16 protein-coding genes, 1 pseudogene and 1 other annotated feature are annotated in these 23,770 nt (G+C 44.7%); of the genes and pseudogenes, 6 read left to right on the top strand and 11 right to left on the bottom strand.

Features of this window, described 5'->3' with window-relative positions; genetic code table 11:
- Window positions 1-165 precede the first annotated feature (165 nt).
- The 3 genes from BCU34_RS00935 to nfo all read right to left on the bottom strand — a co-directional run bounded on the left by BCU34_RS00935 (window position 166) and on the right by nfo (window position 2,790).
- Window positions 166-717 carry a hemerythrin domain-containing protein gene (locus BCU34_RS00935; RefSeq protein ID WP_102479464.1) on the bottom strand — a complete coding sequence of 184 codons (552 nt, stop codon included), beginning with the start codon at window positions 715-717 and terminating at the stop codon, window positions 166-168.
- A gap of 86 nt (window positions 718-803) precedes the next feature.
- The gene (gene ung / locus BCU34_RS00930; protein ID WP_102479466.1) at window positions 804-1,484 is read right to left on the bottom strand and encodes a uracil-DNA glycosylase; all 681 of its coding nucleotides are present in this window, start codon (window positions 1,482-1,484) and stop codon (window positions 804-806) included.
- Between the two features lie 397 nt (window positions 1,485-1,881).
- Window positions 1,882-2,790, bottom strand: coding sequence for a deoxyribonuclease IV (gene nfo, locus BCU34_RS00925; protein ID WP_048658052.1), 909 nt, complete (start codon window positions 2,788-2,790; stop codon window positions 1,882-1,884).
- Window positions 2,791-3,117: 327 nt separating this feature from the next.
- On the opposite strand from nfo, the gene grcA reads away from it, so the two are divergent.
- Window positions 3,118-3,495, top strand: coding sequence for an autonomous glycyl radical cofactor GrcA (gene grcA / locus BCU34_RS00920; RefSeq protein ID WP_017059315.1), 378 nt, complete (start codon window positions 3,118-3,120; stop codon window positions 3,493-3,495).
- A gap of 77 nt (window positions 3,496-3,572) precedes the next feature.
- Here the strand turns inward: grcA and thrC are convergent, their stop codons facing one another.
- Genes thrC through thrA form a run of 3 tightly spaced genes read right to left on the bottom strand, consistent with a single transcriptional unit; the run spans window position 3,573 to window position 8,286 of the window.
- Window positions 3,573-4,856, bottom strand: coding sequence for a threonine synthase (gene thrC, locus BCU34_RS00915; protein WP_065584718.1), 1,284 nt, complete (start codon window positions 4,854-4,856; stop codon window positions 3,573-3,575).
- Entirely contained in the window at window positions 4,853-5,809 is a 957-nt protein-coding gene (gene thrB, locus BCU34_RS00910) for a homoserine kinase (RefSeq protein ID WP_102480910.1), read from the bottom strand. The genes thrC and thrB overlap by 4 nt, the downstream gene beginning before the upstream one ends.
- A gap of 17 nt (window positions 5,810-5,826) precedes the next feature.
- The gene (gene thrA, locus BCU34_RS00905; protein ID WP_102480909.1) at window positions 5,827-8,286 is read right to left on the bottom strand and encodes a bifunctional aspartate kinase/homoserine dehydrogenase I; all 2,460 of its coding nucleotides are present in this window, start codon (window positions 8,284-8,286) and stop codon (window positions 5,827-5,829) included.
- 29 nt (window positions 8,287-8,315) lie between these two features.
- Window positions 8,316-8,433, bottom strand: a sequence feature (Thr leader region).
- A gap of 317 nt (window positions 8,434-8,750) precedes the next feature.
- On the opposite strand from thrA, the gene BCU34_RS00900 reads away from it, so the two are divergent.
- Window positions 8,751-9,209 carry a hypothetical protein gene (locus tag BCU34_RS00900; RefSeq protein ID WP_048662672.1) on the top strand — a complete coding sequence of 153 codons (459 nt, stop codon included), beginning with the start codon at window positions 8,751-8,753 and terminating at the stop codon, window positions 9,207-9,209.
- A gap of 112 nt (window positions 9,210-9,321) precedes the next feature.
- On the opposite strand, the gene BCU34_RS00895 is transcribed toward BCU34_RS00900, so the two are convergent.
- A complete protein-coding gene (locus BCU34_RS00895) occupies window positions 9,322-9,807 on the bottom strand; it encodes a putative 4-hydroxy-4-methyl-2-oxoglutarate aldolase (RefSeq protein ID WP_048658048.1) in 486 nt (161 codons plus the stop codon).
- A 47-nt stretch (window positions 9,808-9,854) separates the two neighbouring features.
- Here BCU34_RS00895 and BCU34_RS00890 point away from each other — a divergent pair.
- Window positions 9,855-9,956 (top strand): annotated as a pseudogene (locus tag BCU34_RS00890) (ribonuclease activity regulator protein RraA); the annotation flags it as partial.
- Window positions 9,957-10,385: 429 nt separating this feature from the next.
- Entirely contained in the window at window positions 10,386-11,102 is a 717-nt protein-coding gene (gene arcA, locus BCU34_RS00885) for a two-component system response regulator ArcA (protein WP_004741534.1), read from the top strand.
- A 124-nt stretch (window positions 11,103-11,226) separates the two neighbouring features.
- Here the strand turns inward: arcA and BCU34_RS00880 are convergent, their stop codons facing one another.
- The 4 genes from BCU34_RS00880 to BCU34_RS00865 all read right to left on the bottom strand — a co-directional run bounded on the left by BCU34_RS00880 (window position 11,227) and on the right by BCU34_RS00865 (window position 17,018).
- Entirely contained in the window at window positions 11,227-11,670 is a 444-nt protein-coding gene (locus tag BCU34_RS00880; protein ID WP_048658047.1) for a hypothetical protein, read from the bottom strand.
- 7 nt (window positions 11,671-11,677) lie between these two features.
- The gene (gene arcB / locus BCU34_RS00875; protein WP_102478685.1) at window positions 11,678-14,047 is read right to left on the bottom strand and encodes an aerobic respiration two-component sensor histidine kinase ArcB; all 2,370 of its coding nucleotides are present in this window, start codon (window positions 14,045-14,047) and stop codon (window positions 11,678-11,680) included.
- A 174-nt stretch (window positions 14,048-14,221) separates the two neighbouring features.
- A complete protein-coding gene (locus BCU34_RS00870) occupies window positions 14,222-15,973 on the bottom strand; it encodes a diguanylate cyclase domain-containing protein (RefSeq protein ID WP_102432150.1) in 1,752 nt (583 codons plus the stop codon).
- A gap of 91 nt (window positions 15,974-16,064) precedes the next feature.
- On the bottom strand, window positions 16,065-17,018 hold the full coding sequence (locus BCU34_RS00865; protein WP_102478684.1) for a TIGR01212 family radical SAM protein: 954 nt from the start codon (window positions 17,016-17,018) through the stop codon (window positions 16,065-16,067).
- Window positions 17,019-17,548: 530 nt separating this feature from the next.
- Between BCU34_RS00865 and gltB the strand changes: the two genes are divergently transcribed.
- Both gltB and BCU34_RS00855 read left to right on the top strand, forming a co-directional pair.
- Window positions 17,549-22,096 carry a glutamate synthase large subunit gene (gltB, locus tag BCU34_RS00860; RefSeq protein WP_048658043.1) on the top strand — a complete coding sequence of 1,516 codons (4,548 nt, stop codon included), beginning with the start codon at window positions 17,549-17,551 and terminating at the stop codon, window positions 22,094-22,096.
- Window positions 22,096-23,565 carry a glutamate synthase subunit beta gene (locus tag BCU34_RS00855; protein WP_048658042.1) on the top strand — a complete coding sequence of 490 codons (1,470 nt, stop codon included), beginning with the start codon at window positions 22,096-22,098 and terminating at the stop codon, window positions 23,563-23,565. Before gltB ends, BCU34_RS00855 begins: the two co-directional genes overlap by 1 nt.
- The last annotated feature ends 205 nt before the right edge of the window (window positions 23,566-23,770 follow it).

The following is a 23,770-nucleotide window of genomic DNA, read 5'->3' as shown; positions in this document are numbered from 1 at the left end:
ATAGCAAAAGGCACCTATAAAGGTGCCTTTTTTATTGTTTAGACTATCGCATCCGTTCAAAGCGCCGCACTAAGAACTAATCAACTAATATAGAGGGAGTCTCAAACAGTCACCTCTTAATATAGAAGGCACTTCGAAATAGGTGTGACTCACTCTTAATATTAACTAAACGCACTCTTGCTCATTTTGTCGAACGCGAGCTGCGAGCTGGCGATATTGGTCAGCAATCGTGTCCCCAAAAACAGGGTCGTCTTCTGGTTGAAGCCACTGTGACTCAACCTCTTGCCAATCCTTAACCGTGAACGCCTCAACAATCATTGGTAGCACATGCTTCTCTTCATATTCCATGTGCTTTCTCTGAGCCTTAACAAACGCTTCAAGCTGCTCAATAAAGACTTGCTGAGGAACCACCGCATCTTGAAGGATCATATCGACCACGCCTAAAAAGTCCGCCGTTTTCTCAGAAAGCAATTGATGCTCTAACTCCAAGTCTTCAATCGCTTGATCACTGCCATATTGTTTAAGATAGTAGCGATAAATAACGTCTTCTTTAGGGTGATGCACTTTGTCCGAATGGTTCATCAGGTAATCAACCACCTCTGCGATCAAGCTATAGTTTATTTCTCGCTCTTGTTTTAGAAACTCTAACTTATTGTTGAGTATCGCGAGCAAACGAGCCATATAGCCATGCTCTCGTCTTATCCTTTCAATCATCATAGTATTGCACTCCATTACACCTACTGTTTATAAGTGTATACGAAGATACTGATTTATGATTTGACCCGGCTCAGAAAACCACCAACCTACACTTCTGTTGGTAAACACCAGTCAATAGGTTGTTGATCCATAGAAGAAAGTAACTTGTTGGTTGTTGAGAAATGCTGACAACCGAAGAAGCCACGACGTGCCGATAATGGCGATGGGTGAGGTGCAACCAACACTTGATGTTTGTCTTCATCAATCGCTTGGCCTTTCTTCTGGGCGTGTGCGCCCCACAACAAAAAGATGATCGGTTCAGAACGCTGATTGAGCTCAGCAATCATGGCATCAGTAAAAGTTTCCCAACCACATTTAGCATGTGAGTGTGCTTTTGCCTCTTCTACTGTAAGAACGGTGTTCAACATCAACACCCCTTGCGATGCCCAAGAATCGAGATAACCGTGACTAGGAATCTCAAAGCCCTCTATATCTTGTGCAAGCTCTTTGTACATATTGCGTAGAGAAGGGGGGATTTTCACGCCAGGAAGGACTGAGAATGCTAAACCATGAGCTTGGTTAGCACCGTGATAAGGATCTTGCCCTAAGATAACTACTCGCACGGATTCGAAAGGCGTCATATCAAAGGCACTGAACACCTGATCTTGTGGCGGGTAGACGGTTTTCCCATTATTACGTTGCTGCTCAACAAACGCGAGGACACTCTGAAAGTACTCCTTGTCACGTTCATCATTAATAATGGATTCCCAAGTTTTTGGTGCGATCATCGTTTTACTTCCCAATCATCAAGGTTTCTAGCGGCTTTCGCCAGACAAAAAAATAGCTGTATCGGCTAACTGTCCTAAATAGGGATCTAGTTATACCTCATACAGCTATCAATAAACATGATTTGTAGGGTTCACTTGTTGATGAATCATAATAATCAGTTCAAGTTGTGTTTATCTCGATTAACCACTTTTCTGTTGTGTACGATGGTGGCCATGGTTATGCACGTGACGGTTTGGTGTTGGTAAACGACTTGCGACAGCAACAGTTGAAGTTTGGGTGATTGAATACATAAAGGCACCTCCTCTAAGACATCGTGAACTACATATTCACTTTAATGTTATGAAAGAAAGGTGCCAATTTTTAGAAATAGACGGAAATAAATTTTCCCTTCTATTATTACGCTTCTTCGCTGACTACCGTTGCTGAGCGATGAAACATTCTAAGTTGTTGAATTTCCTCTTTCCAAATCGTCGAATCAATCGTTTCCAAGATAAGAGGGATACCATTAAAGCGAGAATCAGAAGCAATATACTCAAAACAATCCCAGCCAATTTCACCTTTTCCTAAAGAATGGTGTCGATCAACTCGACTCGCGAACTCAGCTTTTGAATCATTGATGTGCATTGCTCTTAGATAGTGCATACCCACAATGCGGTCGAACTCAGCAAAAGTATGCTCACACGCCTCTTTTGTACGTAAGTCATAGCCAGCAGTAAACGTATGGCAGGTGTCTAAGCACACGCCAACACGTGACTTATCTTCTACCTGCTCGATAATCTCAGCTAGATGTTCAAACTTCCAACCAAGGTTAGTGCCCTGCCCTGACGTATTCTCGATCACCGCGATTACGTCAGGTACAGCTTGATGAGCTAGGTTGATCGACTCGGCGATCTTAGCCAAACATTCGCTTTCTGAGATTTTCTTCAAATGACTCCCAGGGTGAAAATTCAAAAGCGTTAACCCAAGTTGATTACAACGCTCCATCTCATCAATAAAAGCCGCGCGTGATTTCTCTAGCTTCTCTTCCTCTGGTGCTCCTAGGTTAATAAGGTAGGAGTCATGAGGAAGAATGTGCTCAGCACCGAAGCCCAACATTTTGCAATTGGCTTTGAAGGCACTAATGGTTTTCGCTTCTAGCGGTTTTGCCGCCCACTGTCTCTGATTCTTGGTAAACAGTGCAAACGCATTGGCACCTATTTCACGTGCACGCATAGGCGCCTGATCAACACCACCAGCAGCCGACACATGAGCGCCAATAAACTTCATATTTGTTTCCGGTTTTGAGGATGAATTATTGTTTGTCATTAAATCACTTTACACTTTCATAATGCTTAATAAATAAAGGGTTGTATCGGTTGCTGTTCAATAAAAACACAACAAATGTAGTAAATTTACAACAAATACAACTGTTAAATATTTTTTATACTTTAAAATATTTTGTAATTACTTTGTTTTCAAAGGTTTTTTTTGATTTACCTCAAGATAATCACCTTTGTAAAAATATGGTTTTTGGTTGTTTTTTGACTTAAATCAATGTTAACCTTACTAATATTAGGTATATATTACTCAGCTCAATAAAAATCGAAAGTTAACACCATAATCAAACCACATTCAGTGGACTAGGAGATAGTTATGATCCAAGGTATTCAAATTACTAAAGCAGCAAACGATGACCTACTAAACTCAATCTGGCTACTAGATAGCGAGAAGAATGAAGCTCGTTGTGTTGTTGCTACTGCAGGTTTCGAAGCTGACCAAGTTATCTCAGCTGCAGACCTAGGCGAGTACGAAAGCCGTGAAGTTGCAATCGAAGCAGCACCACGCATCGAAGGTGGCCAACACCTAAACGTTAACGTTCTTAAGCGTGAAACGCTAGAAGACGCAGTTGCTCACCCAGAGAACTACCCACAGCTAACTATCCGTGTATCGGGTTACGCTGTACGTTTCAACTCTCTAACAACTGAACAGCAACGTGACGTTATCGCACGTACGTTCACTGAGTCTCTATAATTTTTAGAGCTTAAATTAGAATACAAAAACGGCGCTCATTGAGCGCCGTTTTTATTTGTTCGAAAAACAAATGGACGTTACGGTTGAACTCGACGAAGCACTGCTTTTAGCGCTTCAAAATCGTTATCAAGATCTTCAGACAACAACTCCATTACCGCGTGTTTTGCTAGCGGGCCTGGCAGTTCGATATCAGAACCTAGGATGTCATCAACCACTTCTTTGAATTTCGCTGGGTGTGCTGTACACAGGAACAAGCCAGTTTCATTCTCTTGCAATTGCTCTTCCAATAGACGGTAAGCAATCGCACCATGTGGTTCACATAGGTAACCTTGTGCTTTTAGGTCGCGAACTGACTCAGCGCTCTGCTCGTCAGATACTTTACCTTTGCCTAGTGTATCTAAGCCCCAACCTTTGAGTTGGCAAAGCTCTTCAATACGAGGCCAGTTATTTGGTTGGCTTACGTCCATCGCGTTCGATGTTGTCGCAACGGTCGGTTTTGGATCCCATTGACCTGTTTCTAGGTAGCGAGGAACCGTGTCATTTTCATTGGTTGCTGCGATGAAACGCTTAACAGGTAAACCTAGTGCTTTAGCCAATAGACCCGCCGTTAGGTTACCAAAGTTACCACTTGGTACAGAAATAACTAGGTTTTCACGTTGCTCTTTAGTCAGCTGAGAAGCCGCTTCAAAGTAGTAACAGATCTGAGCCATTAAACGGCTGATGTTGATAGAGTTTGCCGAGTTAAGACCAATCTCTTTACGCAGTTCAGCATCATCAAATGAGTCTTTAACCAGAGCCTGACACGCATCAAAGTCACCATCGATAGCGACAGTGTGAATGTTCTTACCCAGCGTACAGAAAAGCTTCTCTTGCAATGGGCTGATCTTGCCTTTCGGGTAAAGAATCACAACATTGATGTCTTCCATGCCGTAGAAAGCATGTGCGACCGCCGCACCAGTATCACCTGATGTTGCTGTTAAGATAGTGATTTGACCACCATCTGAAACGGCTGCTAAAGACTGAGCCATAAAGCGGCCACCGAAATCTTTAAACGCCAGTGTAGGGCCGTGGAAAAGCTCAAGCGCGTAAACGCCGTCTTTTACTTGGTTGATTGGTGCAGGGAATTGGAACGCTGCATCCACCATTTGGTCGATCTGTTCTTTTGGTAATTCATCGCCAATCAATGCTGACAGAATCTTTGAGCTACGAGGGACAAAGTCCTCTGCTAGCAGCGCATCGATATCATCAAACTTTGGTAGCTCAGATGGAAAAAATAGACCTTGATTACGACCTAAACCTTGACGAACGGCTTGGCCAAAAGAGACTTGCTCGTCATTTTCTTTGATGTTGTACAGCTTCATAACTCACTTCCTGTAACGATCGAACCTTGCTTATCTAGGCGACAAACGTGAACGAATCCTTCTTCATTTTGTACGTAATTTTGTTCTAACCAGCGTGCAACACGCTCGGCGACATCTTGTTCTTTGCAAATGCTAAATAGAGTTGGACCGCTACCGGAGATCCCAGTAGCCAGTGCTCCTGCTGAAGTGGCGTATTTACGCGCATCAGCAAACCCTGGAAGCAGTTTCTCACGATATGGTTCAGCAATCACGTCTTTGATCATCTTCGCTGCTAGCTCTGGCTGACCAGAGTGGCACGCGTGGATAAAACCCGCTAGATGACGGCCATGGGCAATCACATCCTGACGACGATATTGAGAAGGAAGAATTTCGCGAGCTTCAGCCGTTGAAACCTTAATACCCGGATACGCCATTACCCAATACCAGTCATCAAAACACGGTACTTCTTGGCTAATGATACCTAACTCTTCAAGCATTAACTGCACACCACCAAGGTAACATGGAGCAACGTTATCATAATGGATACCGCCTGAAATCTTACCTTCCATTTCGCCCATTAGAGCAAGCAGTTCAGTCTCATTCAGTGGCTGGCCATGAAAACGATTTAGCGCATCCAGTGCCGCGACAATTGAACATGCACTTGAACCTAGACCAGAACCAATAGGCATGTTCTTTTCGAGTGTCATTTCTAAAGGCTTTAGCGCAACGCCTTTTTTATCAAGCTCTCTAGAGAACACCACCCAGCAGTCATAGACGATGTTTTCTTTGGCTTCAGTCGGCAGCTTAGAAACAAAGCTGCCTGCTGTTTTTAGCGAGAATGATTCATCGCCTACTTTAACCATTACTCGGTCACCCAGCAGTGTGCCATCCACTGGAGACACAGCGGCCCCCAGCACATCAAACCCTACACTGACATTACCGATTGATGCAGGAGCATAAACGACAACATCCATATCACTTGAACTCATTCCTAAACTCCTAATTTCCAACCAAGAGTACGCATCACATCAGAGAATACGCCAGCTGCTGTTACTTCAGTACCCGCGCCGTAGCCACGTAGTACTAGAGGGATTGGTTGGTAGTAACGGCTGTAGAATGCTAATGCGTTCTCGCCATCTTTAATCTTGAACATTGGGTCATCGCCATCAACAGCAGCGATACGAACCTTACACTTACCTTCAGCGATTTCGCCAACATAACGAAGTACTTTGCCTTCTTCTGCTGCGATAGCCGACAGCTCTTGGAAGTAAGCATCCGCTTCTGGCAGACGAGCCATAAACTCTTCAACCGTGCCTGAGTCATCAAAACCTGGTGGCAGAGCTTGATCAACTTCAACATCTTCAAGTTCAAGCGCCATGCCTGCTTCACGAGCAAGAATAAGCAGCTTACGCGCCACATCCATACCAGATAAATCGTCACGAGGATCCGGTTCAGTAAAGCCGTTATCTTTAGCAATATTGGTTGCTTGGCTTAGTGTCATACCTTCATCAAGTTTACCGAAGATGTAAGACAGTGAACCTGAAAGAATGCCGTTGAACTTCTCAAGTTCATCACCTGCAGAGATAAGGTTCTGAAGGTTTTCGATTACTGGTAGACCTGCACCTACGGTTGTTTCGTACATCAGCTTACGACGTGAGTTACGTGCAACTTCACGAAGCTGATGGTAGTAAGCCATGCTTGCTGTGTTTGCTTTCTTGTTTGGTGTTACCACGTGGAAACCAGCCGCTAGGAAATCAGCGTACTGCGCAGCAATACCTTCGCTAGACGTACAGTCAACCAATACTGGGTTGATGATGTGGTTACGTTGAACAAGAGCCGCTAAGCGAGCTAGGCTGAATTCTTCAGTCGCACTCGACATACGGTCACGCCACTGCTCTAACGGTAGACCATCGCTGTCTAGCAACAAACCTTTACTGTTTGCTAAACCACATACGCGAATCACGATGCCTTTTTCAGCCAATTTACCTTGCTGACGTTGGATCTGATCAACAAGTTCGCCACCAACGCCGCCAACACCCACAACGAATACGTCAAGGAAGTGCTTAGAGTTAAATAGGTTCTCGTGACACGCTTTGATTGCTTCAGAGATTTTATCTTCAGGGATAACCGCTGAGATAGCACGCTCAGATGACCCTTGAGCAATCGCAACAATGTTGACGTTCACTTCAGCTAAAGAAGAGAAGAACTGAGAAGCAACACCGCGTGAAGTACGCATACCGTCACCCACCAGCGTTACAATCGCTACGTCGTCCATGAACTCAACTGGCTCTAATAGACCATCTTTGAGCTCAAGTTCAAACGCGTCTGACAACACTTGTTTCGCTTTCACTTTGTCAGCCGATTCAATACAGAAGCTGATGCTGTACTCAGAAGACGATTGAGTAATAAGGACAATAGAAACGCCAGCCGAAGACATCGCGCCGAATACGCGACTTGCCATGCCAACCATGCCTTTCATACCAGGGCCTGATACGTTAACCATTGTTAGGTCACTTAGCGTAGTAATACCTTTAATTGCTAGGTTATCTTCGCCAGTGTCTTGACCAATCAAAGTACCCGCACCCTGTGGGTTAAAGCTGTTTTTGATCAGACAAGGAATATGGAATTGCGCGATAGGCGCGATAGTCTTCGGGTGCAGAACCGAAGCACCGAAGTAAGAAAGCTCCATCGCTTCTTGGTAGCTTAATGATTTAAGCAGACGTGCATCATCGACTAAGCGTGGGTCACAGTTGTAAACGCCGTCTACATCAGTCCAGATTTCACAGCAATCAGCACGTAGACATGCCGCTAGAACTGCCGCTGAGTAGTCAGAGCCATTACGGCCAAGTGTTACTAACTCACCTTTATCATTACCAGCAGTGAAGCCCGGCATGATGTTTACGTGACCTTTAGGAAGTGGCGATTGACGGAAGTTCTGAGTTGAAACATCCACATCGACCATAGCTTCAAGGTGATCACCTTTAGCGTATAGGTATTGAACTGGGTCAATCAGGCTTGCTGGTTGGCCTTTCGCTTCAAGTACCGCTTTCATCAACTGGATTGAGATTCGCTCACCTTTACTGATGATGCGAGCATTAACATGATTCGGGCACATACCCAGTAGGTTAATGCCGTTCACGAACTGTTTTAGCTGAGCAAGAGAAGTATCCACCTGCTCTTGGAACGCAGAACCGTCAATAGAAGGAACAACGGCTTGAATATCTGCAAACAGTGCAGCGAATGAGGATTCGATCTCTGTAATCTGTGCATCTGCTTCACCATTTTTAAGTGCAGCTTCAATTACAGCGACCAACTTATTGGTTGTTTTTCCTGGAGCCGATAGTACAACAGCTAGCTCTTCTTGCTGGGCATTATTAGCGATGATATCAGCCGCTCGTAAAAAACGATCTGCATCAGCTAATGATGAACCTCCAAACTTTAAAACGCGCATCCCTTTCTCCATAAGTCATAAAAATGGTACAAAAAAAGGCCTGTATCTTGTTGGATACAGGCCTTTTTTTAAAATCCGTTACTTAGCAGCCTGCCCCAACAATGTTAATGTCGGTAATAATAATGGTTGTGGTCATTACTAGGTGGCTTACGTGCTGCATATCAAATTCTCTGCTTGTGCTTTACTCTACGTGTATCAATTTTTACCACTGGACGTCAATGAAAAGTTGCGTTTTTTTTACATTCGCACCGTTTTTCAGAGCAAACCGTCATTTAAGGGATAAAACACCCTGTATAAACCTTCACTTAAGATACTGGATTTACTCATTGAACAAGCAAGAGTGATCAATTGCATATATAGTCATAACAAAATGCTATATCGATTGTGCAGCGAACGCACAAGTTCTGTGCTTTAATTGAACGATAACGTTCGAAGAACAATAATAATGACATCAGGAGTGGGAAATGAAGAGATTACTTATTCTTTTGGCTTTTGCTATGCCTGTTGTTTGTTCAGCGAATAGTTTGCCTCTACTTCCTTCTCAAATAGATCGTTCTTCTCATAAATTTTTTATCTCCACACAAAACGCGTCAAGTGAAAGCTTCGATACTTGGAAAATAGACAGTGGCTATTCTTATAGCTTGTTTTCAGATGTGGATCTTTACGTGGGTACACGTATCAATAGTGCGGCACTGAAACAGGAAAGTGGATTCTTAAGTGGTGTCAGTTATCAGTTTTCAGAAAGAGTCTCTTTCAACAGTTCTTTACACACCTATAAAGATGAAACCGAAGACAATGAGAAATCGGTAGCCGCAGAGGTTTCCAGCCGAGTGCAACTGACTGATAATCTAGATTTGCATGCCACCCTTGACTATGAAGAGTGGCAGCAAGGTGTTGAAGTGGGATTAGGGTTTCGCTTTTAATCTCTTTCGCTTGTTCTTTATTTACTGATTAGTCCGAATTGAGCCCCAAGCTTTCAGCACATCACAAACCATTCCCCAATCTAATCTAACAACGGAATTAAATTTGAGTTAGTTACGACTCAATTAACAACTCAGATGAAATTAATACGCCATTCCAATCGGCATAAATATAGTCACCAGGCTGAATCAGTTGATTATGTATAGAGAGCGTAACATTCACTTGTCCGACGCCGCGTTTCTCGGTCTTGAATGGCGATGCACCCAGCGCCTGAACACCAAGGTCCATTTGCGACATCATGCCAACATCACGCACCGCACCGTTCACAATCACGCCTTCCCAACCATTCTCTATCGCGAGAATAGCGAGCTGATCGCCAAGCAGCGCCTTTTGGCATGAGCCATTTCCATCAACGACAAGCACTTTGCCACAGCCATCGGTCTCTAAAATCTCGCGAACCTTGGAATTATCGTGGTAACAACGAACTGTTACAATTTTTCCAAAGAACGCACCACGTTGACCGAAGTTCTGCAATGGCATGTTCAGTAGGGTGACTTCGCTTTCAAACTCATCACATAAGTCGGGTGTTATATCGTGCATATATCCTCCGTGAGTAAGGCGTTACCTGTTTAGTCAGGCTAACCTCTATGCTTTTATATGTTATTAAAATTAATCCTTTGTTTTCATTGTTCTATGCTCAATTTATTACTCAATAAAAGTTGATTGAGCATATTTATCTACTAGACTCTTAGGACAGCTTTCAGCTTCCTTGGTTCATAATCCGGTCTTTAGCAGGCAAGATGTGCGAAACATCTCGAATAATCATTCTTGTTTTGGTGCTAAATAATCACCATAACATTGGTTAAGTTGTAGCCATACTATTAAAGTTTGTTGCGATACGGCAATTGATGTAAATCAACAAAGTGAATGGAATTAACATTCTCGCGTTGTTAGCATGCTGTTAACATTATAGAATCCTCTCCAATCACTAAAAGAATGATTGAAAGGCGTACTGGATCTACGTTATTGGGCAATACTTCAAGGAAGGCAGATAGCTGGAAGTAAGTGTTTTTTTGAAAACTTTAAGTTATCATCAAAAATACATTACCTGTATGTTATGTTTTTGCCTAGAATTTATTCTATTAGCACAGTTTCGTCACAAATTTAGGTACCGCCAAATGCAAACCCCGCAGATTCTTATCGTTGAAGATGAGCAAGTAACTCGTAACACTCTAAAGAGTATTTTTGAAGCAGAGGGATATGCTGTTTTTGAGGCTAGCGACGGTGAAGAGATGCACCAAGTGCTATCTGACAACCAAGTTAACCTTGTAATTATGGACATCAACCTTCCAGGTAAGAATGGCCTACTACTTGCGCGTGAACTACGTGAGCAAGCAAACGTAGCGCTTATGTTCTTAACTGGTCGTGATAATGAAGTTGATAAGATCCTTGGCCTAGAGATCGGCGCTGATGACTACATCACGAAGCCTTTCAACCCTCGTGAACTGACTATCCGTGCACGCAACCTTCTTAACCGTTCAATGAGCACAAGCTCTGTTCAAGAAGAAAAGCGTAGCGTTGAAAAGTATGAGTTCAACGGTTGGGTACTAGATATCAACAGTCGTTCTCTGGTTAGCCCAGATGGCGAAGGCTACAAGCTACCTCGTTCAGAGTTCCGTGCTCTACTTCACTTCTGTGAGAACCCAGGTAAGATCCAAACACGTGCAGACCTTCTTAAGAAGATGACTGGTCGTGAGCTTAAGCCACACGATCGTACTGTAGACGTAACAATCCGTCGTATTCGTAAGCACTTTGAATCTGTTTCTGGTACGCCAGAAATCATCGCAACGATTCACGGTGAAGGCTACCGCTTTTGTGGTGACCTAGAAGACTAATTCGATTCGCGTTTCGAGTCGTTTAGCACTTAGTGTTTGAACAGTAGAAGCGCAATCAATAGTTATTAAAAAGGGAGAATGCCAACGCATTCTCCCTTTTTTGTTGTTCATTGTTCGCTAAGGTTTAGTAAACCGTATCAACCTTAACGTCTTTCTCTACTAGCCACTTCACGGTTTCACCATCTTTCAGTTCAACCGCCACATCAACAGGCTTGTCGCTGTCGATCTCTAGTTGCCACACAAAAGCGACTTCCCATTGAGTTTCGCTATGTGTTCTTAAATCAAGATCGTCAGCTGTTACCAATAAGGTGTCTGCACCCTGTTTAACGGTAACACTCTCAACCGCAAGCGTTGCTGGCAGTTGTGAGTCTGACTCTAGGTAGATTGCACCATGCAGAGTCTTATCTTGGGTCTCTCCAATCGTTGGCATCTTGTTGTGCCAAAGGTTGCTTTTCATTGTGACTGTTGCTGCAGATACTTCTACTTGATTATCTTGCTGCCATTCTACTTGGGGCGTAGAACAACCCGCTAATGCCACTACACATGCGGCGAATGCTAATTTTTTCATTCTTCTTCTACCTTTGATTTAACCAACTCTTTAAGACTTCAATGTCATTCTGGTATTCGTTATTAATCTCATCGACCCAATCTGAAATGTTTTCCCACCAAGCTGGTAGGTCAGGAGATTGAGCTTTCTGAGCAACTTGTTGAATGCGTTTCAGGCCGATAGAACCTGCTGCACCTTTAATTTTATGTGCTTCAGAAACGATACTGGCTTTATCTTTCGCGACCATGTTGGAGTTCAATATTTCCATATACTCCGGCATCATATCTTCAAACATCACGATGCTATCCAAAACCGGTTTTGGTCCAACAATGTCAACATAAGACTCTAGCATATCAATATCAAGCAAAGTGGTATCAATAGCTGAAAGAACAGACTTAGTGGCGTCGACTTTCTCAATGCTTTCAACCTTCTCCGTACCCGCTACTTTCTCAATTACCTCTGGCGCATCTTCGATCAGCTCGCTGATGACATCTTGAATAGCTCGAACTGACAAAGGTTTGCTGATCGCTTCGTCCATGCCTTTCTGGAAATACTCTTGCTTGTTGCTTAACACGTTGGCAGTTAATGCCACCAAAGGCGGTAGTTGGCTGTATTTCTCGCGGTAGTATTGAGCAATATCGAAACCTGTCATGTCTGGCAGTTGGATATCTAACAGTACCAAGTCATAGTCTTCCGGGTTGAAAGCAATCTGAGCCTCTTTACCCGTCATTACTACGGTCACCTCATGACCCAGACTTTCAAGTAGAGAGCGAGCCACTGTGATATTGAGTTCAATATCTTCAACCATGAAGATCTTAAGATTTGACTGCTTTCTTGGCGTTTTGATCAGTGCCTGAGTATCGTGATTCACTGGAACTCGAATCGAAACCGTAAAGGTGCTACCAAAGCCCTCTTCACTGGTGACTTCAATGTGGCCATCCATCATATTGATCAGCTGCTGTGAGACCGCGAGGCCAATGCCCGTGCCGACAGCGTGCAAGTTGTCCGTGCCCGATTTCACCTGATAGTACATCGCGAAGATCTTCTCGATTTCACTTTCAGGGATACCAATCCCGGTGTCTTCTACTTCCATCGTTATGTTGGCAAAGTCGCCATCAATGTCGGCGCTGACTGTCATCACCACACCACCATCTTTGGTGAACTTCATCGCGTTGCTGACAAGGTTCCACAATACCTGTCTAAGACGAGTACCATCCACCTCAACAGCAGCTGGAAGATCAGACAATCTTTCTAGATCGAACCTTAGTCCTTTCTGCTCTGCCATTAACGCAGAAATACTCTCGATCTCGACAACGAAATCTTCAAAATTGATAGGGGTTGGGAAGAGCTCAAGCTTACGGCGGTCGAACTTATCCATGTCGATAATATCGTTAAAGATATTACCCAATGTCACTGCGCTTACCTTAATGGTTTGCATCTGCTTACGCTGCTCGGTCGTTAGTTGGCTATCCAACAACATGCGGCTCAAGCCGATGATGCCATTGAGCGGTGTTCTTAACTCGTGGCTAATGGTTGAGATAAAGGTGGTCTTATCGCGGCTAGCTTTTTCTAACGACTCTTGATGCTCTTTACGTTCAGTAATATCGCGACCAAAACCGACTAAACCCAAGTGACGGCCATCTTTGCTATAGAAAGGAACTTTACGCAGTTCGAAGTAACTCTTACGTCCGTCAGGGTATTCAAGCCATTGGTCATAGGTCAGCGCTTGGTTATCAGAAAAGACTTTCTTATCGGTTTCAACAACTTGCTGGGCTACCTCTTTACTGTAGACATCCCAAGGAGTCAAACCAACCAGCTCTTTTTCTGTTTTGCCGGTGAGCTCTTCTACAGCACGGTTACAACCAGAGAACACACCATCTTCATTACGATAGTAAATAAGGTCAGGAGAAGCATCAATAAATGAACGTAGCAGTGCCGTACGTTCTGCAAGTTCAAGCTGAGTTCGCTCACGTTGAAACACCTCGTTCTCAAGGTCGTGCATCGCTTCTGCACGCGCTTCTTCCGCTTTTTCACGCTCTTCAATTTCTTGATTAAGCTTCTCAATATTGAGCTGCAGTTTATTGTTGAGCTCTTGGTCTCGCTCACGCATGTCGCCAAGTTTAGAGACCAGTTTCGCTAACCTTTGACGAGACTCTTCCAGCTGATCAACGACTACAGATAGGAAGTAAACCGCCCAAGGCGTTATCACTAAACCAAAGAAAACTGAACGGACAATATCGATATCATCAACATTACCTTTGAGTGCGAGGGTGATACCGACTTGCACAACAACAGCGAGGGCAACAAGCGCTAGGGCGAGTAAGATAGAAAAGCGGACAATCCCCAGCTTTACGAGTAGATCCACGTAATACTGGGCAAGATTTTTCATGGGTTTCATTTAACGCTCCATGCGATAAGACTAGCAACATTCTACCCTGTTTGAAGATAGGAGGTAAGCTAGCTACATCACACGCAGCAAGAGATCAGCGGCAATATCGAAGGTTAATCCAATTAATATAAATACCGAACAACCAAAACAGACGAAGGTGGGAAAATCACCGATTTTATAGAGTTAGCAAATTGAGGATGGGTGCACCATAGAACGGTTTCGACCGTCAGACTTTGCTTGATACAGAGCACTGTCAGCCAAAGCAACGGCCGACTCCATCTCGTCATCAGGTTTCGGAATGTAAGAGACAATACCAATACTCACGGTGATGAATTCAGAGACCGTCGACTTCTCATGCGCAAGTTCCAACTTTAGGACTTCGTCATGAATACGCTGCGCCACCAGCTGAGCACCTTCGGTCGTTGTATTCGGCAGAATAAAGCCGAATTCTTCACCACCATAACGAGCTACACAGTCCGATGAACGATTCAACACCTGCTTAAATGCCTGAGAAACTTGGACCAAGGCATCATCACCTTGCTGGTGTCCGTAATAGTCGTTGTAGCCTTTAAAGAAATCGATGTCACACAGCATGATCGTCAGCGGTAACTTCTCACGCACATGATAATGCCACAGTGTCGAGAGCTGTTCATCGAAACGACGTCGGTTAGAAACTTTAGTCAGGCTATCCATAAAGCTGAGGCGTTCAAGTTCAAGGTTGGCTTCTTCAAGCTTTTGTTCTGCTAGATAACGCTCTGTAATATCACGCGCCATGATCAACACACCATTAGTGCTCGATGCTGGATCTCTAAACGGTGATTTGACTACATCATACCAAGTAAATGCTCCATCACTTGAGACCACTTTGTCGATATAACGCAGCGATTTACTTTGATGAAGCACTTGATGATCGGTTTCTGATATTCGCGTATAGATACTATGTGGCACCACATCTTGTAAGCGTTTACCGATCAAGTCACTCACTTCAGAGATACCTAGCGCAGCCACAAATGGCTTATTACACGCTTGATAAACCATGTTTTCATTAAAGATGCCAATCGAGTCTGGGCTGGCCTCCAAGATGTTTTGCAAGATGGTGTCACGCTGCGCAAGTGCCACTTCGGTATCTTTTCGCTTCTCCATTTCGCCACGAAGCTGCTGCTGCATGTCATGCCAATCGGTCACATCATGGCTAATAGAGAGCGTACCTATGGTTGATCCATCTTGTGAGAGCAAGACACTTTGGTAGGTTTCAAGCAAGCAGCTTTTTCCATCTTGATCTGTAGTCCAAGAGCGTTCACTTACACGACCTTTTAATACTCCACCAGAAACACTCAGGGTGCCCTCTTCAGCACGACCATGCCAAAACTTTTTAAACGAGCGATTACTCGTCACTAACTGATCTTTCTGATCTTTCACGTAGATCAACTCAGACAAAGAATCCAAAGCGGTACGAGCAACATTCAACTCTCGAACTTCTTGGGACATTTCTTCGTTAGTATTCTTATAAGGTGAAGCATGAATCATCCAAGCCTGCTTATTTCTAAAATGAACCTTACGACCGACTAAGTTGATCTTAAACGACTCAAATTCAGAAAGCGCCCACAGGGAGACCTGCTCGAAGGCTCGAGAGTTGATGTGATTGGTTAAGTAGTGGCGAAAGCTATTCTCGCTTTCAACGGTAGGGAATCGAAAGTTAACACCAATTTGTCGAATACCAAGCAACTGCATTGCTTGGCGATTGGCATAGAGTATTTCGCCACTTCGAACATCAACAAAGTAGAGTGGCGACGGGGTAGCAAGTAGAAGCGTTTCGATATGCGATTGATAACGAGAATAGAGATGCCAGCAGATGAGAGCAATCAGCAATACAACAACGATATAAATACCGTAGCCATACGCCCTGTCCCACAACCAAGTCATTACCAGTTCCATCTGCTCTCAATCTATACCATAAAATCTGTGAGGGAAATGTTACCACTATTTGTTGGTTTTATCTGCTGTTACCTACAGTCACCCATTTCTATTAATTGGCTGCGTTTAAAACAGGCAACGTGTACTCGAATGCAGAGCCAGTTTTGATGCCTTGAGCACCGGTTTTATCGAGCGAACGGCCTATTTCAGTCATCGCTAACCAGCGGTTCTCACACCATAAAGGAGAAAGTAACGTTGGCCGTCTCGCCGCTGAAGAAACACGGTGATAAACCACGTCCGCAGGCGTGCGTTGAATGATCTCACTCGCGATATCGATGTACTCTTCAAGGCTTGGGGCTTCTAGCTTTCCGGCTTTCCACGCCTTAGCCATGTTACTGCCCTCTACTATATGCAGGCCGTGCAGCTTAATACCATCAGTGCCAACCGCTAATACCTTGTCTAAGGTTTCAAGGTTATCCGGCTTAGTCTCTTTTGGTAGACCAACAATCAGGTGGGTACACACCTTGATGCCTAAAGCGCGTGCACGCTGGGTGATCGTTTCATACACCGCAAAGTCGTGTCCGCGGTTAATTCGCTTGAGGGTTTTATCATTGGCGGTTTGCAGGCCAAGCTCGAGCCAAATCTCATAGCCTTGTTTAACGTAACCCGCTAACAGATCCAACACCGCATCAGGCACGCAGTCTGGTCTTGTGCCAACACAAAGGCCGACGATCTCTGCACCAGGTGCTTTTAACGCCTCTTCATACATATTCTTAAGCACTTGTACCTCAGCATAAGTGCTGGTGTACGCCTGAAAGTAAGCCAGATACTTCTTGGCACGAGCAATCTCACCCGCGCGATCTTTTAACTGGTCAGCAATACTTTGAATTTGAGTTTGTTCATCGGCAAAGGAAGCCACGTTACAAAACGTACAACCTCCACGACCAATGGTCCCGTCTCGGTTTGGGCAGCTGAAACCACCGTGAAGCGTCAGCTTGTGGACTTTCTCGCCATAACGGCGTTGAAGGTCTTGGCCGATAGTATTGACCAACTCGTGTAATTGCATATTTTCAAAGCACTCAAGTAAATAAGAATGAATATCAGTCTTTTTTTGAAAAAAAATTACATCCCTGCAAAATTCGACCAATTAGTTTACTCAAGGCTTTTTGCGAGCAACCTAACAAATATCAATAAACATGCAAAAAATCGGCTCTATTTGCCTAATGTTGCACATTTGTTAGGCATTAAATTCAAAATAAAACGAAAAAAATGGTCTACATGGGTCAACTTTCATTGCAATTCGCCTAGACAAAATTGTAGGATACTTACACATATTGGCTATTTTTGAGTATTTACTTACAACGAAAACTTGCTAATAAGTCGGTGATATCTAACTCCCACCTATATAAACCACTAGTTTGTGGTTAAAAATAAACAGGTATCACTAAGGATTGTTTTTCTCGCAATACTTTTCCTGCGAGATACGGAAAGGATTCAAACCGCCAGCATAGGCAGGTTTAGACCCATAAATATAAAAGGACAAGGCTGACTTTATACAAATAAGTTGCGCCTAGATTTAACTGGAAGGATGTATCTATGGTAGATCAAGAGCAGAACTCACAGGGTCTGTATACTCCTGAATTGGAGCATGACGCTTGTGGTATCGGTTTTGTTGCGCATCTAAAGAATCGCAAATCTCATGATGTAGTAACTCAAGCACTCGATATGCTTGCACGTATGGAACACCGTGGCGGCCAAGGCTGCGATCCGTGTTCTGGTGATGGTGCAGGTATCCTGCTACAGAAGCCGCACGAATTCTTACTAGAAGAAGCCGTAAAGCTTGGAATTAAGCTGCCATCTTTTGAAAAATATGGTGTTGGTGTTGTACTTTTCCCTAAAGATGAACACAAACGTGCACAGTGTCGTGACATTCTAGAACGCAATGCACAACGCCTTGAGTTAGAAGTGATCGGTTACCGTGAACTTCCAACTGACAATTCAATGATTGGTGCTGACCCACTAAGCACTGAACCTCAATTTGAACATGTATTTATTTCTGGCGGCCCTGGTATCACACCAGAAGAACTTGAGCGTAAACTGTATGTTCTACGTAACTACACGGTTCGTGTATGCCTAGAAAGCGTTTCAAATATCGGTGATGACTTCTACATCAACTCTATGTCTTACAAGACATTGGTGTACAAAGGTCAGCTAACAACTGAACAAGTTCCTCAGTACTTCCTAGACCTGCAAAACCCAACCATGGTGACAGCTCTAGCACTGGTACACTCTCGCTTCTCTACCAATACATTCCCACGTTGGCGTCTAGCTCAGCCTTTCCGTTACATCGCGCATAATGGCGAAATCAATACGGTTCGCGGCAACCTGAACTGGATGAAAGCGCGTGAAGCAATCCTAGAATCGGATCTGTTTACACAAGCTGAAATCGACATGCTACTGCCTATCTGTCAGGAAGGTAGTTCGGATTCATCAAACTTCGATATGGCACTTGAGCTACTTGTTCTTTCAGGTCGTACTCTGCCACATGCGTTGATGATGATGATCCCGGAAGCATGGCAAGAAAACAAAAACATGGACCCAACTCGTCGTGCGTTCTACCAGTACCACGCGAACGTAATGGAACCATGGGATGGCCCAGCATCTGTATGTTTCACCGATGGTGTTCAAGTAGGTGCAACGCTAGACCGTAACGGTCTGCGTCCTTCTCGCTACACAGTAACAAAAGACGATTTCCTAGTAATGGCGTCTGAGTCTGGTGTTGTTGAGATTGCACCTGAAAACGTTGAGTACCGTGGTCGCCTGCAACCAGGTCGTATTTTTGTTGCTGACCTTGAGCAAGGCCGCATCATTTCTGATGAAGAAGTGAAAGACAGCATTGCTAAAGCACAACCCTACGAAAAGTGGGTTGAAGAGAACCTTCTGAGCTTGAAAAAGCTACCAGATGCGAGCAACGAATTTAGTCAACCTTCTCCAGAGAAACTTCTCCACAAACAACAATCGTTTGGTGTGAGCTCTGAAGAAGTCAACGAAATCATTCTACCTCTTGCGAAAACAGGCTACGAGCCACTTTCTGCAATGGGTGCTGACTGGCCGCTAGCGATTCTTTCTCATCAATCACAGCACCTTTCAAACTACTTCAAACAGTTGTTTGCACAAGTAACCAACCCGCCGATCGACCCGATTCGTGAGCGTATGGTTATGTCTCTGAACACTTACCTAGGTAAAGATCAGAACTTACTTGCTGAAACACCTGAACACTGTCAAAAAGTAGAGCTTGAGTCTCCAGTACTGTCTAACTCTGAGTTAGAAAAACTGCGTGCAATCGATAACGAGCACCTTCAAGCGAAGACGCTGGATATCGTATTCCAAGCAAATGGCGACCAAGGTAAATTAGAGCGCGCACTTAAGCGTATCTGCCAATACGCAGAAGACGCAGTGATTGATGGCTACTCTATCATCCTACTAACTGACCGTGCGGTTAACTCTAACCATGCCGCTATTCCAGCAATGCTGGCTGTTGGCGCGGTTCACCACCACCTAATCCGTAAAGGTCTACGTGCTAAGTGTGACATCGTGGTTGAAACGGGCGACGCTCGTGAGACACACCACTTTGCAACGCTTATCGGTTACGGTGCGAACGCAGTTAACCCATACCTAGTTATTGAAACGATTGTTGAACTGCAACGTACGAAGAAGCTAGATCCAAACGTACACCCACGTGAGTTATTCGATAACTACCGTAAAGGTGTTAACGGCGGTCTACTTAAGATCTTCTCTAAGATGGGGATCTCTACGCTGCAGTCTTACCACGGTGCACAAATCTTTGAAGCACTTGGTGTTAGCAAATCAGTGGTTGAAAAATACTTCACAGGTACTGTTTCTCGTATCCAAGGTCTAACGATCGACGATATCGCGCGAGAAGTACTGGTTCGTCACCGTGTTGGTTACCCAGCTCGTGAAATCCCAGCTCAGATCCTTGATGTCGGTGGTGTTTACCAGTGGAAACAACGTGGTGAGAAGCACCTGTTCAACCCTGAAACGATTTCTCTACTTCAAGAGTCGACGCGTAACAAAGATTACGGTCAGTTCAAGAAGTACGCAAAAGCAGTTGATGACCAAGGCGACAACGCAGCAACGCTACGTAGCCAACTGGACTTCATCAAAAACCCTGCAGGCTCTATTCCTCTAGCAGAAGTAGAACCAATCGAGAACATCCTTAAGCGTTTTGCTACTGGCGCAATGAGCTTTGGTTCAATCTCGCATGAGGCTCACTCAACACTGGCTGTTGCGATGAACCGCATTGGCGCGAAATCAAACTCAGGTGAAGGTGGTGAAGATCCAGCACGTTTCGAACGTAAAGAAAACGGCGACTGGGAACGTTCAGCAATCAAACAGGTGGCTTCTGGTCGCTTTGGTGTAACGTCTTACTACCTATCTAACGCTGATGAGCTACAAATCAAGATGGCTCAAGGTGCGAAACCGGGCGAAGGTGGTCAACTACCTGGTGATAAGGTTGATGACTGGATCGGCGCAACGCGTCACTCGACTCCGGGCGTCGGTCTTATCTCGCCACCGCCACACCACGATATCTACTCAATCGAAGATTTGGCTCAGCTGATCTACGATCTGAAAAACGCGAACCGTAATGGCCGTGTAAACGTGAAGCTAGTATCAGAAGCTGGCGTAGGTACGATTGCATCTGGTGTAGCGAAAGCGAAAGCTGACGTGGTACTTATCGCAGGTTTTGATGGTGGTACGGGTGCATCTCCGATGTCTTCTATCCGTCACACTGGTCTGCCTTGGGAACTGGGTCTAGCAGAAACGCACCAAACACTACTGAAAAACGGCCTACGTAACCGTATCGTTGTTCAGTCTGATGGTCAGATGAAAACACCACGTGACCTTGCAGTAGCAACACTACTTGGTGCTGAAGAATGGGGCGTAGCAACAGCAGCATTGGTTGTTGAAGGCTGTATCATGATGCGTAAGTGTCACAAGAATACATGTCCTGTTGGTATCGCAACACAGAACAAGACTCTGCGTGAACGTTTCGACGGCCGCGTAGAAGACGTAGTGACTTTCTTCCAATACATGGCAGAAGGCCTGCGTGAAGTAATGGCTGAGCTCGGCTTCCGCTCTATCGATGAGATGGTGGGTCAATCGCACAAACTGAAAGTGCGTGATGACATCGGTCACTGGAAGTACAAGAACCTAGATCTAACGCCGGTACTGCACATTGAGCAGGCGCGTGAAGAAGATGGTATCTACAACCAGACACAACAAAACCACAACCTAGAAGATGTTCTAGACCGTAAGTTGATTCAAGCTGCGATTCCTGCACTTGAGAAAGGCGAAGCTGTAAGTGCAAGCTTCCCTATCATCAACACGGACCGCTCTGCAGGTACCATGCTGTCGAACGAAATCTCGAAGGTTTACAAAGACCAAGGTTTACCACAGCCAATGAACGTTAAGTTCCACGGTAGTGCTGGCCAATCTTTCGGTGCTTTCCTTGCGAAAGGCGTTAAGTTCGAAGTAGAAGGCGACGCGAACGATTACTGGGGTAAAGGTCTGTCTGGCGGTACTTTGGTACTGTACCCAGATGCGAAATCATCTATCGTTGCTGAAGATAACATCGTGGTAGGTAACGTATGTTTCTACGGTGCGACTTCAGGTGAATCTTTCATTCGCGGTATGGCTGGCGAACGTTTCTGTGTTCGTAACTCAGGTGCGAAGGTTGTTGTTGAAGGCGTTGGTGACCACGGTTGTGAATACATGACTGGCGGTGTTGCTATTATCCTTGGCTCAACGGGTCGTAACTTTGCTGCGGGTATGAGTGGCGGTGTCGCTTATGTTTGGGATAAAGCGGGCGACTTCGAAACCAAGCTTAACTCTGAACTTGTCGACCTAGATCCAATTGAACAAGAAGATAAAGATCTTCTACTAGATATGCTAACGAAGCACGTTGAATTCACAGGAAGTGAAGTTGCTCAGTCTTTCCTAGACAACTTTGAAGCAAGTGTTGCATCACTAATTAAAGTAATGCCACGCGACTACAAAGCAGTTCTTGAGAAGCGTAAAGCTGAAGCACAACAGGCACAAACGGAAGAAGTGGAGGCAGTATAATGGGTAAGCCTACTGGATTTTTAGAACACGGTCGTGAGCTTCCAAAGAAGCTCGACCCGTCAGTTCGTATCGAAGACAACAAAGAGTTCGTACTTAACGAAGAGTTTGGTGACAAGATCAATACTCAAGCATCTCGTTGTATGGACTGTGGCGTACCTTTCTGTCACAGCGGTTGTCCGATTGGTAACATCATCCCAGAATTCAATGACGCGGTTTACCGTGACAGCTGGGAAGAGGCTTGGAACATCCTAAGCTCGACCAATAACTTCCCTGAATTTACAGGTCGTGTGTGCCCTTCTCCTTGTGAGAGTGCTTGTGTACTAGGTATCAACCAAGACCCAATCACTATCTGTAATATCGAGAAAACGATTGTAGAAACTGCGTACCGCGAAGGGTACGCAAAACCTAAAACACCTCGTTCTCGCACAGGCAAAACCGTGGCTGTTATCGGTTCAGGTCCTGCTGGCCTAGCCGCTGCTGAGCAGCTGAACAGTGCTGGTCACTCAGTAACAGTATTTGAACGTGACGAGAAAGTTGGCGGCCTACTGCGTTTCGGAATCCCAGACTTCAAACTGGGTATGGACGTGATTGATCGTAAGATCAATCTAATGGCTGAAGCGGGCGTTGAGTTTAAAGTGAACCAACACATCGGTGTTGATGTTAACGCTCAGCAACTACGTCAAGAGTTTGATGTAGTCCTGCTAACAGGTGGTTCTACGGTTCCTCGTGACCTACCAATTCCAGGTCGTGAGCTAAAAGGCGTTCATTTTGCGATGGAATTCCTTGGCCAAAACAACCGTCGTGCCAACGACCTAGACCTCAAAACAGAAGAGATTCACGCTCAAGATAAGCACATTGTGGTTATCGGTGGTGGTGATACTGGTTCTGACTGTGTAGGTACCTCAAACCGTCATAAAGCAGCAAGCATTACTCAGGTAGAGATCATGCCGATCCCACCAGAGAAGCGCCCTGCAAATATGCCTTGGCCTCAATACCCAATGATCATGAAAACAACGACTTCTCACGAGGAAGGTTGTGAACGTCACTGGAACATCTTGACTAAAGAGTTCATCGGTAACGACCAAGGTCAAGTGACGGGTCTACGTATTGCTGACATCGTTTGGCAAGATGCGAAACCAGGTGAGCGTCCAAGCTTTGATGAAGTGGCGAACACAGAACGTGTTATCCCTTGTGATATGGCATTCCTAGCAATGGGTTTCTTACACCCAGAGCCAACAGGTGTGCTAGCTCAACTAGACATTAAACTGGACGAGCGCGGTAACGTCGCTTCTGAAGGTTACGCAACTAACCAGAAAGGCGTTTTCGCTGCTGGTGATATGCGTACAGGTCAGTCTCTAGTGGTACGTTGTATTAATGAAGGTCGTGAATGTGCAATTGCTATTGATGACTTCTTAATGGGTAACTCAAACTTAGAAGCGAAAGCTGATTCACTCATGCTTTCCGCATAATATTTCTCGGGCTAACGTCAATGACGTTAGCCTAGAGGAAAAGCAACACCCTTCCTAACTTTTATATTTGGCTAGCACTCGATGCTAGCCTTTTTTCTATCTGCTTTCTGGCGCTTTCAAAATCCCCCGGTTGTATATGTTAAATCCCGTTAACATCCACCTTGTATATCTCATTGATATCCATCGACTATTTTAGATTATTAAG

It is taken from the genome of Vibrio sp. 10N.286.45.E10, from assembly GCF_002874195.2.
In the GTDB taxonomy this organism is placed as follows: domain Bacteria; phylum Pseudomonadota; class Gammaproteobacteria; order Enterobacterales; family Vibrionaceae; genus Vibrio; species Vibrio crassostreae.
The sequence above is the reverse complement of the archived record's forward strand: the minus strand, read 5'-3'. Positions and strand labels throughout refer to the sequence as shown.